We start from the raw sequence: 15,278 nt of genomic DNA on the forward strand, positions 1-15,278 counted from the left end.
GGTGAGCGGATGAACAGAAATCAACACGCGTGCGAAGAAGGCATCTTGATGATTGCTTTACAGGCGGTCCCTGTCGCCGGCAGCCGTGCGGCCGAGGCGACCGACAGCCACGGCGAGGCGTACACGATCACGGGCCGCGTCCTCGACACCGGCTGGGGCTGACACCCCCTCGGCCGGTATCCACTTCGGCCGCAAAGGCTCTTCCACACCATCCGCCGAGAACGAGCGAACGGGGCGCCCCATGATTCTGACGGGTTCCGAGATCGAGCGAGAACGGACGAACGGCCGCATCACCATCGAGCCGTTCACTCCGGAGCAGGTCAACCCCAACAGCTACAACTTCCGTCTCGGAAAGACCCTGCGAACCTATCGGGGCACATCGCTCGACGCCCGGCGCACGAACGACTTCGAAGAGATCGTCATCCCGGACGACGGATACGTCCTGGAGCCCGGCCGTCTCTATCTCGCGCACACCATCGAGGTGCTGGGCAGCGAGCACTACGCGCCGACCTTCGCGGCACGCTCGTCGGTCGCCCGGCTCGGTCTCTTCATCAACCTGTCCGCCAGCCTGGGTGACATCGGCTACACGGGACAGTGGACGCTGCAGCTCTACACCATGAACCGGGTCCGGGTGTATCCCGGGATCAACATCGGCCAGATGATGTGGTGGCGCCCGCAGGGCGAGATCGTCCTCTACGACGGCAAGTACCAGGGCTCCGTCGGCCCCCGTTCCAGCGACATCCACGTCGACTTCGACAAGCAGTTCGCCCGGCAGCGCTTCCCCGGGCTCGGCGCGAGCATCGAGGGGGCCGAGCTGGGGCCGAAGTTCGCCCAGCTCTCCGCTTCCAGCCATGACTTCCGCGTGCCGACCGCCTTCTGCATACCGGCCGGCGAGTTCACCGACGCGCTCACCGCCGAGCAGAACGCCGCGCTCGCCGACGCCTTCGGCGACCTGAAGGCCACCGTCGGCGCCTTCTTCACCGACTCCGTGGCGAAGATCCAGAAGATCGGGGCCGAGATCCGGGTCCCCGAGTCCGCCCGCACCCTGCTGACCGCCCGGCTGAACGAGATGTTCCCCGGCTCCGAGGGCACGGAGACCGAACTGGCCGTGCGGTCCTCGGGACTGGACGAGGACACGGCGGGCTCCAGTCTCGCCGGGATCCACCGGACCGTCCTGGGTGTCGGCGGGGCCGAGGCCGTCATCGACGCCGTCGAGCAGTGCTGGCGCTCCTACTACGACGCACCGGCCGTCGCCGCCCGCATCCGGGCGGGGCACTTCTCCCCGGCCCCGCGCCTGGCCGTGATCGTGCAGAAGCTCGTCCGCCCGGCCTTCGCGGGTGTCGCGTTCACCGGCCTCGACGGCGACCAGGACCTGGTGTCCGTCGAGTACGTCGAGGGCCTCGCCGACGAGCTCGTCGCCGGCGTGGCCGTGCCCCGGCGCACCGACTCCGCACAGCTCACCGCAGGCCCGCCGGGACGCGGACCGGCCGAACACGACGTCCTCGTCGAGGTGGTCGGCCTGGCCCGGAGCCTGCGCGAGAGCCGTGGGCACGACGTGGACGTCGAATGGGCGGCCGACGCGGACGGCGTCCACCTCGTCCAGGTGCGCCCGCTGACCGCGTCCCGTGACATCTCCCGGAGCTCCGCCGAACCGGTCACCGAGGCGCACCCGCTGTACACCGCCGACCTCCCCGCCGGTTTCGGCCTCGGCGCGGTGGCCGCCGTCTACAGCGGGTACACCGCCAAGCGCGGCCCCGCCCACCGGCTGGCACACGCGCACGAGGTGTCCACCGGTGCGGGCTGGGTCCTGCGCTTCAACGGCCGTGGTCTGCACGGCGCCGCAGGCAGGGCCGCCCTCGCGGACACGCTCTCGGGCGGCACCGACGAATGCGTACTGGACTTCGGCGACACGCTGCGCCAGATCGTGGTGCCCAAGGAGGAGGTGCCGCGCCAGCTGGCCGTCACCACCGGGGTGACCGCGGACGGCACCGGGCTGCACACGGTCGTCGTACGCGACTTCATACGGGGCGAACTCGGTGTGATCTCCCGCAAGGCGGGCGAGCGGGGCCTCGTCGTCGAGTACACCGACGAGGGCCTGATGGCGCTGAACCGCGGCACCGCGGGCGGAGAGGCCGTCATCGTCACGGACGTGGCGGCGGGATTCGACGACGCGGCCAACGTGACCTGCCCGGCCGGCGGGGAGGCCCTCCTTCCGCACCTCGGGGAGCTCGCCCGCTTCACGGCGGCCATGCACGCCGAGCACGGACCGGTGACCCTTGAGTGGGTCTTCGACCAGGGCACGCTGTACTTCGTCGACTACTCCGTACTCGGCGGCGACGACACCGTCTCCGTCACGCGGGGGGAGGTCTGCATCTCGCCCGGCACCGCCCGGGGTCCGCTCCTGCGCCTGGACGACGACGCGCTGCTGCGGCGTCTCTCCATCGGCCCGGCCGTGAGCATCGACAAGTCCCAGGACGTCACCGAGCACGAAGGGCTCGCACGCGTCCTGGCCCTGGTCACGTCGTACGACGAGAAGCCCGTGATCAGCGCCGCACGGCCCTACGCGGTGCTCTCCGTCCTGCTCGACCACGTCGCCGGATTCGTCTTCGACCAGGGCTCCGTGCTGGGGCACCTGGCGATCCTGCTGCGCGAGGCCGGTATCCCGGCGGTGACCGCCGCGGGGATCTCAGGGACCGAAGCAGTGATCAGTGACGGCACGGTCGCCACGACCGGCCACGAGGGAGAACGACCGTGAGCGACACCCCCACATCCACCCCCCAGGCGGCCCCCGGCGGACGACGGTCCTGGCTGATCCTGGGCGGGCTGCACCTCCTCAACGGCACGGCCCCCCTGTCCGGCGCCGACCCCGTGGTCCTCGTGGAGCTCGGCGCGCCGGTGGAACAGGACTTCCCGAGCAACACCGTCGTCCTGCGCTGGGACCGGCTCGGGGAACTGGAACTGGCGGTCCGCACGGTCGACGGGACGCGCCGGCACACCGCGAAGGCCCGCGGGGACGAGCTCTTCCCCGGCATGCTGGTGGGCAGTGCCCTGCGCGAGGCGGTCACCGGGGTCACCGGCCTGCCCGCCGGCCCCGTCGTCCCGCTCTTCTACGTCACCGCGGACGGCGACCGGGCCCACGTGCACAGCCAGATCCGCTTCCTGGCGGAGGACGCCTGCTTCATCCGGGTCACCCCCGAGCCCGTGGCCACGGCGGACGTCGAGACCCTCGGATGGCTTGCGGACGCGGTCCGGCTGCACGCGGAGGGCTTCCTCTTCCTCAACAACCACCAGCGCTACTACCGCAAGTGCTTCAGCGGCCAGGAGCTCGAGTACAAGTACACGCTGACCCCACCGGTGGACGTCTGGACACTGACGGTCGAGCTGTACCAGACCCTGCTGAACGGCGGACTGCCGGGCTACATCATGGAGTACCGCGACGAGTACCAGGCCTGGGACTACCTCAACCACCTCTTCGAGGTCACCGGCCCCACCGAGGCCGAGCTCGGCTACGCCTCCTTCATCCCCACCACCGACGGCAAGCACCTGCTCAAACGGAAGTGGTACGCGCAGGACACCTTCGACCGCAGGGAGAGCCACACCTACGGGCTGGACCTGGCGGACGACGGCGGTTTCGAGCGCCACATCCTGGAGGAGCTGAAGGTCGAGGCCGTACGCCTGCCCTCGTTCCGGCGGGTCCGCTACGACGTGAACTTCGAGTCGGTGCGCACCGGTCACGTCTACGGGATCTTCTTCGACCACTGCAGCCTGGTCGATGCCCGTGAGGTGACGCTCAACCAGTGCGAGCTGGAGTACCTGCGCAGCCGGGTCGCCGTCGAGCCCGACCCGGCCGAGGTGCTGACCGAGATGGACGAGATCGCCGTCCGGCTGGAGGCCTTCCTGCGGGCGCACGGTCTCGACGACGCGCGCGGCTTCTACTCCAAGCGCACCTTCCTCAAGGATGCCGTCGCGGCCAGGCCCGAGCTGGCGCGGAAGGTCGGCCGATGACCGACGCAGCGGTGCGGGCGGTCCTGCTCGACCTGGAGGGCACCCTGTACGCCCGGGGCAGCGTGATCGAGGGCGCGGCCGACGCGGTGGCCGCGCTGCGTGAGCTGGGCGTGGGGCTGCGCTTCCTGACCAACACCGACTCGAAGCCGGCGGAACGGATCCAGGCGGAACTGGCCGGTTACGGGCTCGACGTGGCGGCGGAGGAACTCTTCACACCGGTGGTGGCGGCCGCGCAGCTGCTGTCCGCCGCCGGTGCCCGCACCTATCCCCTGGTCTCGCGGGAACTGCGCGAGGTACTGCCGACCCTGGCCGACGAACCCCCCTACACCCATGTGCTGATCGGCGACTGCCGGGACACCCTTGACTACGCCGCCCTCGACGGCGCGTTCAGGGCCGTACGGGACGGGGCCGTGCTGCTCGCCCTCCAGACGGGTCGCTACTTCAAGCGGGCCGACGGGGACCACCTGGACACCGGTGCGGTCGTCGCGGCCGTCACGTACGCCTCCGGGGCCGAGGCCAGGGTGCTCGGGAAACCGGCCACCGACTTCTTCGAGCTCGCCGCCGCGTCCCTGGGGGTGCCGGTGTCCGCGTGCGTGGTGGTGGGAGACGACGCCACCACCGACATCGCGGGCGGTCGCGCCGCCGGGTGCGGGACCGTGCAGGTACGCACGGGCAAGTACGAGGACCAGCGGGCCGAGGGCCTGACCGGGCGGGCCACCCACGAGCTGGACTCCGTGGCGGGGATCGCGCGGCTCGTGCGGGAGTGGGGCGTCGTATGACCGTCTACTGGGTGGTCTGGGATGCCGGGGCGCACTGGGTCGTCGACCGTCTGGAGCGTGAGGGCGCCCTGCCCGCCGTGACCCGGATGCGCGAGCGGGGTGCCTTCGGCGCCGCGCGGCCCGCACGCCCCAACTGCCAGACCCCGCCGTCCCTCGCGACCCTGTTCACCGGCACCTGGCCGGCGGAGCACCAGGTCACCGGATACACCGTTCCGGGGGCGGGCAGCGGTGTCGCCAGCCATGTCAGCGGCTTCGCGCCCGCCTACCCGGCCACGCCGCCGGTGTGGGAGGCGATATCCGAGAACGACCTGACCAGCGCCCTGGTCCATGTCCCCTGGGTCTTCGACGCCCATGACCGGGTCGGGCCGCACGTCGACGGCGCCGTGGAGGCGTACAGCGGCCGGCTGACCAGGCCCGCGCTGTACACGCCGGAGACCCGTGCCGGGGCACAGCACTGGGACATCGGTACGTTCCGCGTGGAAGCCACCGTCGAGCACGGCGCGGACGGGGCGGCCCGGGTGCGGATCACCGGCGGTGAGCGGCTGCTGCTCGTGGCGGACGAGGGGTGGCGGCCCCTGGGCCTGGACCGGTACCACGGCACCTGGGTGCGTTGCCTCCGGGTGGCCGGGCGACTGGTGCTGGTGCACACGGGGGTGTGGAGGACGCGCACCGCCGGACGCAACCCCAAGCTGCTGCACCGCTTCGGGCAGGGCCCGCCCTTCGCGGGCGAGGGGGTGGGCCCGCTCTACCGCGGGGCTGCCTTCGGCCCCCGGCTGGCCGAGGGCGGGGACGGTTCGGCCGAGGAGGTCTTCCTCTCCTCGGTGGAATGCGTCGCACGGTCCTTCGGTGCCGCGGCCGAGGCGGTCCTGGAGACGCACGACGCGGACCTGGTCGTCATCTACCTGCCGATGACCGACGACGTGGGCCACGAGTTACTCGGCTGGTGCGACGAGCGGAGCGCGGCCCACCGCCCCGACATATCCACCCGGGTGTGGTCGTACATCCGGCGCTGTTACACCTGGTCGGACACTCTCCTCGGTCAGGTCCTCGACCGGGCAGGGCCCGAGGACACCGTAGTGCTCGGAGCCGACCACGGGATGGTCGGCAGCACCCATCTGGTGCATCTCAACGACCGGTTGGTCGACGCGGGTCTGGCGGCCCGTGACTTCTCCGGAGACCTCGACCCGGAGGGCTCTCAGGTCTTCTACCACCCGGCGAACAACGGCTCCCTGTGGGTCTCCGAGGGCACAGCCGACGATCCCGCGCAGGTCAGCGAGGTGATGTCGCGCGCGCGGGAGGCCCTGTCGTCGATCACCGATCCCGAGACGGGCCGCCGGGTGGTGACCGGCTTCCTCGACCGGGACGGGGAACCGCTCAGCGGTGCTCAGGAGAGTGCCGGGGTGGCCTACGTCGCGCTGGCGGACGACTACCAGCCCAGTGCCCAACTGCTGGGGGAGGCACCGACGGTGCGGCGGCTGGCCAAGACCGGAGCCCATGTGGTCAACACCGGTGACAGCAGGCTCCACGCCGTCCACGCGGCGGTCGGCCCAGGCATCGGGCCCGGCACCGCGGCGGGTCCGGTCGACAACACCCTTGTGGCCGCCCTGGTCCTCGGGCAGCTCGGCCTGGGCCCGGACGCCGGGTCCATGTACCGCACCCGCACTCCCGAACCGACCGACGAAAGATGATGGTCATGCCGTCCAGCTTTCCTCATTTCCTCTCCGCCGACGAGCTGACAGCCCGCCGCCACGGGCAGGTGACGGCCTTCCTGGAGGGCCGCGCCCTGGACCGCCTGTGGCTGTCGGAGCTGATGCGCGAGCGCGTCGGCGACGGCCTGCTGCTGCTCACGAGTTCTCCGGTCCACGGACTGGCCAATCCGACCAGCGACCTGGACTTCATCCGGATCCAGAAGGCCGCCGTCGACGGCCCCCGGATAGCCACCAAGATCTTCGAGGAGGGTCACCACCTGGAGGTCGTCTCCTTCAGTGAAACCGAACTCGCCTCCAACATCGTTGAGTTGGAACGCCTCGCCGGCCTCTTGCCCGAGGAGACCGTGGCGGGCCTCCGCGCCTGGGACAGACAGCGCGAGCCTCGCCGCAAGCAGACCGAACGCATCGTCAACGGCATCGCCATGGACGGCACCGCGCCCTATCTCGGCGCGCTGCCCGCCCTCAGCCGTGTCTGGTGCCGCGCCGCACTGCACACCGCGGTCGAGCAGGTGGCGCACACCACGCTCGCCGAGAGGGCGGGCGAGACCCGGGGGCGTGTGGGCTACGCCTACAACGTGCTGCTGCACCTCATGGACGGCCTGCTCTCGCACCACGGAGACGTGTACACCACACGCAAGTGGTACGTGCTGCGCTGGACGCGGCTGATGGCGGAGGGCGGATGGCACGACGCGTCCCTCCGGGCGGTGGCCTCCACTCTGGAACGGCTCCGCCGGGACGTCCACACCTTCCTCGGCCCCGCCCGGGCGGGTGAGCCGATCGCCGCCCGGTTCGCGGAGCTGACCCTGGAGGCGCTCCGGGCGACGGGCACCGCCGGGGCCGTCACGGTCGAGGTCGAAGTAACCGCCCGGGTCAAGGCCTTCCTGCCCGGCGCCTCGCTCCTGGTCGGAGCGGACGGCGGTGTGGTGCTGCCCGGCGTGGGCGGCGAGTCGGACCTGCCTTTCACCCGTGGTCCCGTGGGGCTCGACGCGTTGGCCGCGCTCGACGCGCCGACCGCCGCCTCCCTGTTGCGGGCGCTGCGGGCGGGCGCCGCCCGGCTGCGGATCGGCTACCGGGACGAGGAGGCCGGGCGATGACAGGACAGACCACCACCACGACGGACAGGAGCCGGCAGCACATGAGCGACGACCGTAGTGGGGCACCGCGCACATCGCGCGGCGCCCGGGAACTGACGCCGTTCCCGTCCGTGCGGGCCGGACACGTCATGGCGGGCCCGCAGTCCGTCGAGGTCTGGGTGCAGGCCGCGTGGCTGATGCTCGCCGAAGGGCGGGCGTACGTCGAGGACCTCGAAGGGGGCACCGAGCAGCCACAGATGCAGCAGGCCGCCAAGCTCCGGTTCCTGGAGCAGCTCCTGGACATCGACCAGCGGCTGTCGGGACGGGTCGCGGTGGACGACGAGCACTGCCTGGCGCTGGCGCTGGAGTACGGGATGCGTGAGGTGGTCGACGCGACCGGTCCCGAACTGGCCGAGGTCTTCGGCCTCCACGAGGAGTTCGGGGGTGGCACCTGTGCGGTGGAGGACATCCACGTGCTGTGGGACCGGCTGCTGGAGGGCTTCCCCGGCGAGCTGCCCGACCGCCTGGTCGCCGAGGGGCAGCGGGACATGCTGCGGACCCTGCGGGTCTGGGCGGAGCTCGCCCGCGCCGCCGGGCTCGACATCGGATTCCTGGCCCCGCTGATGAAGGCAGCCTGAACCGTCCGCGACAGAGAAGCAGTGAGGTGCACATGCCTGAGATTCAGGCGGAGACGCTGATTGAGGGACGTACCCCGGACGAGGTGTGGGCCTGGGTCAAGGACGGCTCGCGTGTGGCGTCCCGGGCCAGACACGTGGTGGCCGTCAGCCCCGTGTCCGAGCCGGGCAGGGCGTTCCGTACCAACGACTGGACCGTGCGGCTCAACGGCAGCGAGGTGACCTGGCGCCAGCGCGAGGCGGCAGGGCCCGGGTTGCGACTGGGCTTCGAGCAGACCGAGGGTGATCTGGAGAGGCTGTCCGGTGAGTGGTCACTGGCCGCGGCCGGCACCGGCACCCGTGTCTCGCTGACCCTCGCCTACGAACTGGGCGTCGACGGTCTCGCGCCCCTGCTCGACCCCATCTGGTCCCAGTCCTTCCGAGCCCATGCCGACGAGCTGCTGCGAGCCCTCTCGGCCTGCGCCGCGCAGAAGAGAGCGACCTGAGCATGATCGTCTACCTGAACTTCCTCCACACGACCGTGCAGTTCGACGTGGCCGAGGACGCGCAGCAGGTGTTCGAGCCCGTCCGCCGCTTCTTCCGGCATCTGATGGCCCCGGCACCGGCCGGGGAGGTGACCTTCTCGGTCGACGTACGCTCCTACGCCCCGGACACCGACGTCGCCCCCGAGGTGTGGGACCTGCCGCAGTCGGTCATCCGGCGCAGCAACGCGGCCGAGTTCAACTTCGACGCGCACCTCGTCGACACCGAGGGCCGCCGGCAGTACGTCAACCGCGCCACCCTGCTCGACGCCCCGGCCGACACGGCGAAGGACACGTTTTTCCTGGTCCGGATCACCGAGCGGTCCACGGTGCAGATCCTCGACTTCGTGCGCGATCTCGTGATCCGGCACGAGGAGAACCTCGGCACGGTGGTCCTGCACGCCTCCGGCCTGCACCGCGACGGCGAGGCCGTGATCATCGCCGGTCCGAAGGGGGCGGGGAAGACCACCACCCTGCTGTCCGCCCTGCGCCGGCCGGGCTGGGAGTACTTCACCGGGGACAAGCTGTTCTGCACGATCGAGGACGGTGAGGTGTTCGTCCACCCCTGGCGTGACTACCCGTACGTGGGGGTCGGCACGATCCGGGCGGACGCCCGTCTGGAGAAGATGGTCCGCGACGACGTCGATGCCCTGATCGACACGCACGAGCCCGGCCACAAGATCCTGATGGACCCCGATGTGTTCGAGTCCTGGCTCGGCACGGAGTTCACGGGCGAGCCCAAGCGGCTGGCGGCGCTGCTGCTGCCCGAGGTCGTCCCCGGGGAGCCGCTGACCGCGCGGCACCTGACCGACGGGAACGAGCGCTGGGCACACCTGAACAAGATCGTGGACCGTCAGGTCGACACGACCTTCTTCACCTGGCAGACCTACCTGGTCCCCGACTACGCGGCCTTCTACCGGGGCCTGGCCGACCTGCGCACGGCTCTCGGGTCCGTGGACATGGTGCGGCTGCGGGGCACCCTCGACGTCGACCCGGACGCCGTGCTGGGCCGCGCCCCCGGTGGGGAGGGAACACGATGACGGCGGACAGAGGCTCCTCGCTCCGGATATCCGTCGTGGGTCTGACCGGTTCCGGCAAGTCCACCTGTGCCTCCCTCATGGAGGAGTACGCGCGGGACACGGGCCTGACACACGCCCGGATCAAGCTCGCCAAGCCCTTGTACGACCTCCAGGAGCAGGTCTACCGGCGGGCGGGCGCGGTGCTCGGGGAAGGGGCGCAGGACCAGGTCCTGATGGAGGCGCTCGCCGACGCGATGCGGCGCGTCCGCCCCGACTCGCTCGCCGCGGACTTCACCGCCCGGCTCGCGGACACCGACGCCCGGCTCGTCGTCAACGACGACCTGCGCGACCCTCACGTGGATGCCCCGGCCTTGCGCGGGCAGGGCTTCCGTGTCCTGCGCGTCACCTGCGACGAGGAACTGCGCCGCAAGCGCCTGGCCGGGCGGGGCGACCTCTCGCACGCCGAAGGATCCACCCGGCAGATCGACCTGATCACCCCGGACGCCGTGATCGACAACAGCCGGGGTCTGGACGCGTACAGGTCGGCCGTCCGCACGCTGCTGGGGAGCTGGCTGTGATTCTGAGCGGGCCCGAGATCCTGTCCGAGGTACGCGCCGGACGGATCCACATCGGTGACTTCGTCCCGGAGCGGTTGGAGCCGAACAGCTACGGCTTCCGGCTCGCCGACGACATCCTCCGGTACGAGCAGGAGGTGATCGACTGCTTCGAACCGCCGAAGGCCGAGCACCTGAAGATGGGTCCCGAGGGCATGGTCCTGGAGCCGGGCCGCTTCTACCTCGGCGGCACCATGGAGTCCATGGGCAGCCCGCACTACGCGGCGACCCTCTACGCCTGCCGGTCCGCCTCGACGCTCGGCATCTGGATCCAGTTCTCCGCGCCGCTCGGGCACAGCGGGGCGATCTTCCCGTGGACCCTGGAGATGAAGGTCGCGCACCCGGTGCGGGTGTATCCGGGGATGGTCATCGGGAAGCTGGCCTTCTGGTCGATGCAGGGCGAAGCGGCTGGTTACGACGGCAAGTACACGGGCTCCACCTCGGCTGTCGCTTCCCGCTTCAGTCAGGACGCCCATGACGCAGACTGAGCTCTTCCGCGTCCTGGCGGGTATCGCCCTGCTGCTGTTCGCGGCGCACGCCATGGGCAGGCTGTTCGCCCGCTTCCGTCAGCCGCCCGTGATCGGTGAGATCCTCGGCGGTCTCCTGCTGGGGCCGACGGTGCTGGGGCAGGTGCTGCCCGGAACGGGGAACTGGCTGTTCCCCGAGGACGGGCCGGTGGCGTCGGGGATCGAGCTGGTCCACCAGCTCGGGATGCTCCTGCTGATGTTCACCGCCGGGGCCCAGATGCGCCGGGTCTTCTCCCGGCAGGACGGCCGGTCCGTCGCGGTGATCGCGGTGGCCGGGATGGCGGTGCCCTTCGGCATCGGTCTGCTGGCCGTCGGAGCCGTCGACACCGAAGCCCTTCTCGGCCCGGCCGGCGACGTGCCCGCGCTGACCCTGGTCCTGGCCTGCGCGATCGCCGTGACCAGTATCCCGGTGATCTCCCGGATCATGCTCGACCTCGGCATCATCCGGACCCGGTTCGCCCGGGTGGTGCTGTCGGTCGCGGTGGTCGAGGACGTCATCCTGAACGTGATCCTCTCCGTCGCGCTCGGCATGGTCGCGGGAGGCGGGGAGGGCGGCTTCGGACTGGCGCACGCCCTGGGCATCGAGTCCGCCAACGCCTCGGCCGCCTACCACTCGGTCGCCTCGGTGGCCTTCTTCGGGCTGATGACCCTGGGGGCCATGGCGGTACGGCGCCACGCTCGCGGCAGGACGGTCGCGCCCGCCCGGCCTGCCACGGTCGCGGTGCGGATGGCCATGCTCCTGGCGGTGTGCGCGAGCTGTGTCTTTCTCGGGGTCGCCCCCATGTTCGGGGCGTTCGTGGTGGGGCTGCTCTCCGGGATGAACGACCCCGGTACGAGTGGCCAGGCCGGCGCACAGGACGATTCCCTGGGACAGCTGCGGGGGTTCGCCACGGGGTTCTTCGTCCCCGTCTACTTCGCGACGGTCGGCCTCAAGCTGGACCTGGTGCACTCCTTCGACCTGTGGTTCACCATCGGTTTCATCCTGACCGCGTGCCTGGCGAAGGCCACGAGCGCGTATGCCGGGGCCCGGCTCTCGGACCGGCCGAAGTCCGAGTCACTCGACCTCGCGATCGCCCTGAACGCTCGGGGCGGGCCGGGCATCGTGCTCGCCACGGTCTCCTTCGACGCGGGTATCGTCAACGCCTCGCTCTTCACGACCCTGGTACTGACCGCGATCGTCACGTCGCAGTTGGCCGGCTGGTGGCTCGAACGGGCCGTCTCCAGAGGGTCTTTCGACGCGGACAGCGCCTTCGTGCCGCGCGCACCGGACACGAAGGCCGCGAAGGGACCGCCCGTGGAGACCAGGACGGGCTGAACGGCCCGCCGCCCGCCCCAGCCCGGACACCCGTCGGTGCCATCGTTCGCCCGATCACCTGAATCCGCATCATCCCGCCCCACCGGTAAAGGAAACCCTCGCGTGAGCAACCCCCAGAAGCCCAGGCCGGTCGTCGCGATAGTCGACGCCTACTCGAGCGCCGGCCATCTCGCACCGCTCTTCCACGAAGCCGGTTACGACTGTCTGCACGTGCAGAGTCTGGAGCAGCCGCCCACCGTCTTCGGCACGTCCTTCCGGCCCGACGACTTCCTCTCCACGGTGGTCCACCGCGGCGACACGGCCCGGACCCTGGCAGCCATCGCCCCGTACGCGCCGGTCGCCCTGCTGCCCGGGGCGGAGATCGGTGTCGAACTGGCCGACGTGCTCAGCCAGGCGCTGGGACTGCGGAGCAACGGCACCGATCTGAGCATCGCCAGGCGGGACAAGTTCCGCATGATGGAGACCGTCAGGGCGGCGGGTATCCCCGCCGTCGACCAGATCCTGGCCACGGACCTGGACACGCTGCTGGACTGGTACGGCCCGGCCGACCGGACGGTGGTCCTCAAGCCGGTCCGCAGCGCGCTGAACGACGGGGTGTCCTTCTGCGGTACGGCCGGGGAGGTGCGGGCCGCCTTCGAGAGACTGGTCGGCGCGGACAGCGCGCTCGGTCTGCGCAACGACGCCGTGGTCGCCCAGGAGTACCTGGTGGGCGCCGAGTACTACGTCAACTCGGTCAGTCTGGACGGCAAGCACTACGTGTGCGACCTCTGGAAGACCCAGCACCTCGGAGTCAACGGCGTCCGTGACCTGTTGGGAGGGTCGGCGTTGATGGTCCGCCGGGGGCCGGAACAGGACCTGCTGACGGAGTACGCGTTCTCCGTGCTGGACGCGCTCGGTATCCGTAACGGCCCGGCGCACACCGAACTGAAGCTGACTCCGCAGGGCCCCCGGCTGGTCGAGACCGGCGCCCGGGTGTGCGGCGCCATGCTCCCGCTGCTCACCCGGGCGGCCATCGGCGAGAGCCAGCTGGAGTGGACGGTGCTGGCGTACACGGACCCGGAGGGCTTCGAGGCCCGCCGTCACACCGAGTACGAGGTGGCCCGGCACGCGGTCTGCGTGAACATGGTCGCGCCTGAGGCGGGCAAACTCGTCGAGTTCCCGAAGATGGCCGAGCTGCGCGCCCTGGAGAGCTTCCACGACGTCCTGTTGAAGGTGCGGCCCGGCGAGGAGATCGCACGGACGGTGAACGACATGACGTACCCGATGCTGGTGCATCTCCTGCACGAGGTGGAGGGAGTCGTCACGCACGACTACATGACGGCGCGTTACCTGGACGGGGAGGGCTTCTACGATGTCGTCTAGCCGCCGCTTCGCCCTGGCCGCAGGTCCGCTGCTGGTGCTGGGCTACTGCGTCATCAACTCGACCAAGTCGGTGTTCGAGGGTGCGCTGGTCCAGGACCTCTCGCCGGAGTTCATCGCCTTCAACTCCTTCCTGGTGGCGCAGGCCTTCTACTTCCTCACCCTGCGCGACAAGCGGGAGCTGAGGGACGTGATCAGGCGCTGCCTGCCGGACGTGGTGATGCTCAACCTGTCCACGGCGGTGTGCTGGATCGCGGTGCTGTACGCCTTCACCGTCTTCGAACCGGCCCTGGCCAACTCGATGATCATCGGTCTGGGCCCGGCCGTCACCATCGCCCTCGGCTTCAAGCTGCGGCCCGGTACGAAGGCGTTGCCGCTCGAACTCGTCGCCGCCGGCGGGATGATCGCCGCCATGGTGTACCTGCTGGTCACGGCCTACCAGGGGGAGTCGGCCATCGGGGAGGTACCGACCGGGCAGCTGGTTTTCGGGATCGTGATGTGCGTGCTGACGACCATCTCGCTGTCCGGTGTGACCTACTACACCAAGCGGCTCGGCGACGCGGGGATGTCGGTACGGCAGATGATGGCCTCGCGGTTCGTCGTCCTCGTCGTCGCGACCTTCGTCCTGCTGGTGGTGCGGGACAGCTTCGGCCCGTACTCCCCGGGCAATGTCGGCGCGATCCTCGCGATCAGCCTCGTCGGCGTGATCATCTCCCTGTACCTGCTCCAGCAGGGCATCGTCCGGTCCGAACCGATCACCGTCTCGCTGCTGTTCGGAACGAACCTGGCGATCACCTACGTGGTCCAGTACGTCGACCCGCGGCTGCACCAGTCGCAGGACACCCTCTACGGCGTCCTCGCGATCTCGCTGGCCATGTGCCTGGGCACCTGGGCACGCTGGCGGGTGGGCAGGCGTGGCGCCGAGAAGCCCGGACAGGACGTGCCGGCCCGGGCAGAGGCGAATATGTGACCGTACTGGCCCACCTCAGCGACCTGCACCTGGACGGCACCGAGGAGACCGCCGGACGCACCCGCCGGGCCGTCTCCCACCTGACCGGGCTGCCGGGCACGGTGGACGCCGTGCTGGTCACCGGGGACATCGCCGACCGGGGCAGCGCCGAGGAGTACCGCCAGGCCGGTCACCTCCTCGCCCCGCTGTACGAGCGCCACCACGTACTGCTGTGCCCCGGCAACCACGACTCCCGCGCGGAGTACCGGGAGGTGTTGCTCGGCGGGAGCGGCACGGCTCCGGTCAACGAGGCCCGGACCGTCGGAGCGGACGGGGTCCGGGTGCTGATGTGCGACTCCTCGGTCCCCGGCCGGCCCGAGGGCCTGCTGGAACCCGAGACGCTGGAGTGGCTGGACGACGCGCTCGCCGCGGCCCCCGACCGGCCTGCCTTCGTCGCCTTCCACCATCCGCCCGTGCCGCTCGGCCTGCCGTACATCGACCGCATCGGGCTGCGCGAACCGGACGCCCTGGCCAAGGTCCTGAGGCGCCACACGCAGGTGGCGGCGGTGCTCTGCGGACACGCCCACACGGCCGCCGCGACCACCTTCGCCGGTCTCCCGCTCCTGTGCGCCCCGGGCATCGCCTCGACGGCCCTGATGCCCTGGGAACAGGGCCCGGACTCCTCCTGGAAGACCTACGACGCGCCGCCCTCGCTCACGTTCCACCTCTACGAGGAAGGCAGGCTCACGAGCCATGTCCGCGTGGTGTGAGTC

The 15,278-nt window shown here is 70.6% G+C and carries 14 protein-coding genes; all 14 read left to right on the forward strand.

The features are described 5' to 3' along the window. Positions 1-241: 241 nt before the first annotated feature. Positions 242-2,755 (forward strand): dCTP deaminase domain-containing protein, encoded by a 2,514-nt coding sequence (locus ABT001_RS17955; RefSeq protein ID WP_351278136.1) that lies wholly within the window; start codon positions 242-244, stop codon positions 2,753-2,755. Continuing rightward, on the forward strand, positions 2,752-4,005 hold the full coding sequence (locus ABT001_RS17960) for a hypothetical protein (RefSeq protein ID WP_351278137.1): 1,254 nt from the start codon (positions 2,752-2,754) through the stop codon (positions 4,003-4,005). The genes ABT001_RS17955 and ABT001_RS17960 overlap by 4 nt, the downstream gene beginning before the upstream one ends. Beyond that, entirely contained in the window at positions 4,002-4,784 is a 783-nt protein-coding gene (locus tag ABT001_RS17965; protein ID WP_351278140.1) for an HAD-IIA family hydrolase, read from the forward strand. Before ABT001_RS17960 ends, ABT001_RS17965 begins: the two co-directional genes overlap by 4 nt. Beyond that, complete coding sequence (locus ABT001_RS17970; protein WP_351278143.1) at positions 4,781-6,472, forward strand: alkaline phosphatase family protein; 1,692 nt, start codon at positions 4,781-4,783, stop codon at positions 6,470-6,472. The genes ABT001_RS17965 and ABT001_RS17970 overlap by 4 nt, the downstream gene beginning before the upstream one ends. A gap of 5 nt (positions 6,473-6,477) precedes the next feature. After that, on the forward strand, positions 6,478-7,587 hold the full coding sequence (locus ABT001_RS17975) for a DUF6001 family protein (RefSeq protein ID WP_351278146.1): 1,110 nt from the start codon (positions 6,478-6,480) through the stop codon (positions 7,585-7,587). Next, entirely contained in the window at positions 7,584-8,204 is a 621-nt protein-coding gene (locus tag ABT001_RS17980) for a DUF6031 family protein (RefSeq protein ID WP_351278148.1), read from the forward strand. Before ABT001_RS17975 ends, ABT001_RS17980 begins: the two co-directional genes overlap by 4 nt. A gap of 32 nt (positions 8,205-8,236) precedes the next feature. Further along, positions 8,237-8,686, forward strand: a complete 450-nt coding sequence (locus ABT001_RS17985) for a type II toxin-antitoxin system RatA family toxin (protein ID WP_351278150.1) — start codon at positions 8,237-8,239, stop codon at positions 8,684-8,686. A gap of 2 nt (positions 8,687-8,688) precedes the next feature. Continuing rightward, positions 8,689-9,762 carry a hypothetical protein gene (locus ABT001_RS17990; RefSeq protein WP_351278152.1) on the forward strand — a complete coding sequence of 358 codons (1,074 nt, stop codon included), beginning with the start codon at positions 8,689-8,691 and terminating at the stop codon, positions 9,760-9,762. Next, the gene (locus ABT001_RS17995) at positions 9,759-10,319 is read left to right on the forward strand and encodes a hypothetical protein (protein WP_351278154.1); all 561 of its coding nucleotides are present in this window, start codon (positions 9,759-9,761) and stop codon (positions 10,317-10,319) included. Before ABT001_RS17990 ends, ABT001_RS17995 begins: the two co-directional genes overlap by 4 nt. Then, entirely contained in the window at positions 10,316-10,843 is a 528-nt protein-coding gene (locus ABT001_RS18000; protein WP_351278157.1) for a dCTP deaminase, read from the forward strand. Before ABT001_RS17995 ends, ABT001_RS18000 begins: the two co-directional genes overlap by 4 nt. Next, the gene (locus ABT001_RS18005; protein WP_351278158.1) at positions 10,830-12,197 is read left to right on the forward strand and encodes a cation:proton antiporter; all 1,368 of its coding nucleotides are present in this window, start codon (positions 10,830-10,832) and stop codon (positions 12,195-12,197) included. The genes ABT001_RS18000 and ABT001_RS18005 overlap by 14 nt, the downstream gene beginning before the upstream one ends. Before the next feature lie 102 nt (positions 12,198-12,299). Beyond that, entirely contained in the window at positions 12,300-13,559 is a 1,260-nt protein-coding gene (locus ABT001_RS18010) for an ATP-grasp domain-containing protein (protein WP_351278160.1), read from the forward strand. Next, entirely contained in the window at positions 13,549-14,526 is a 978-nt protein-coding gene (locus ABT001_RS18015; RefSeq protein WP_351278161.1) for an EamA family transporter, read from the forward strand. The genes ABT001_RS18010 and ABT001_RS18015 overlap by 11 nt, the downstream gene beginning before the upstream one ends. Continuing rightward, positions 14,523-15,275 (forward strand): metallophosphoesterase, encoded by a 753-nt coding sequence (locus tag ABT001_RS18020; RefSeq protein ID WP_351278163.1) that lies wholly within the window; start codon positions 14,523-14,525, stop codon positions 15,273-15,275. Before ABT001_RS18015 ends, ABT001_RS18020 begins: the two co-directional genes overlap by 4 nt. Positions 15,276-15,278 lie beyond the last annotated feature (3 nt).

It is taken from the genome of Streptomyces sp. NPDC002793, from assembly GCF_040295485.1.
Classification (GTDB): domain Bacteria; phylum Actinomycetota; class Actinomycetes; order Streptomycetales; family Streptomycetaceae; genus Streptomyces.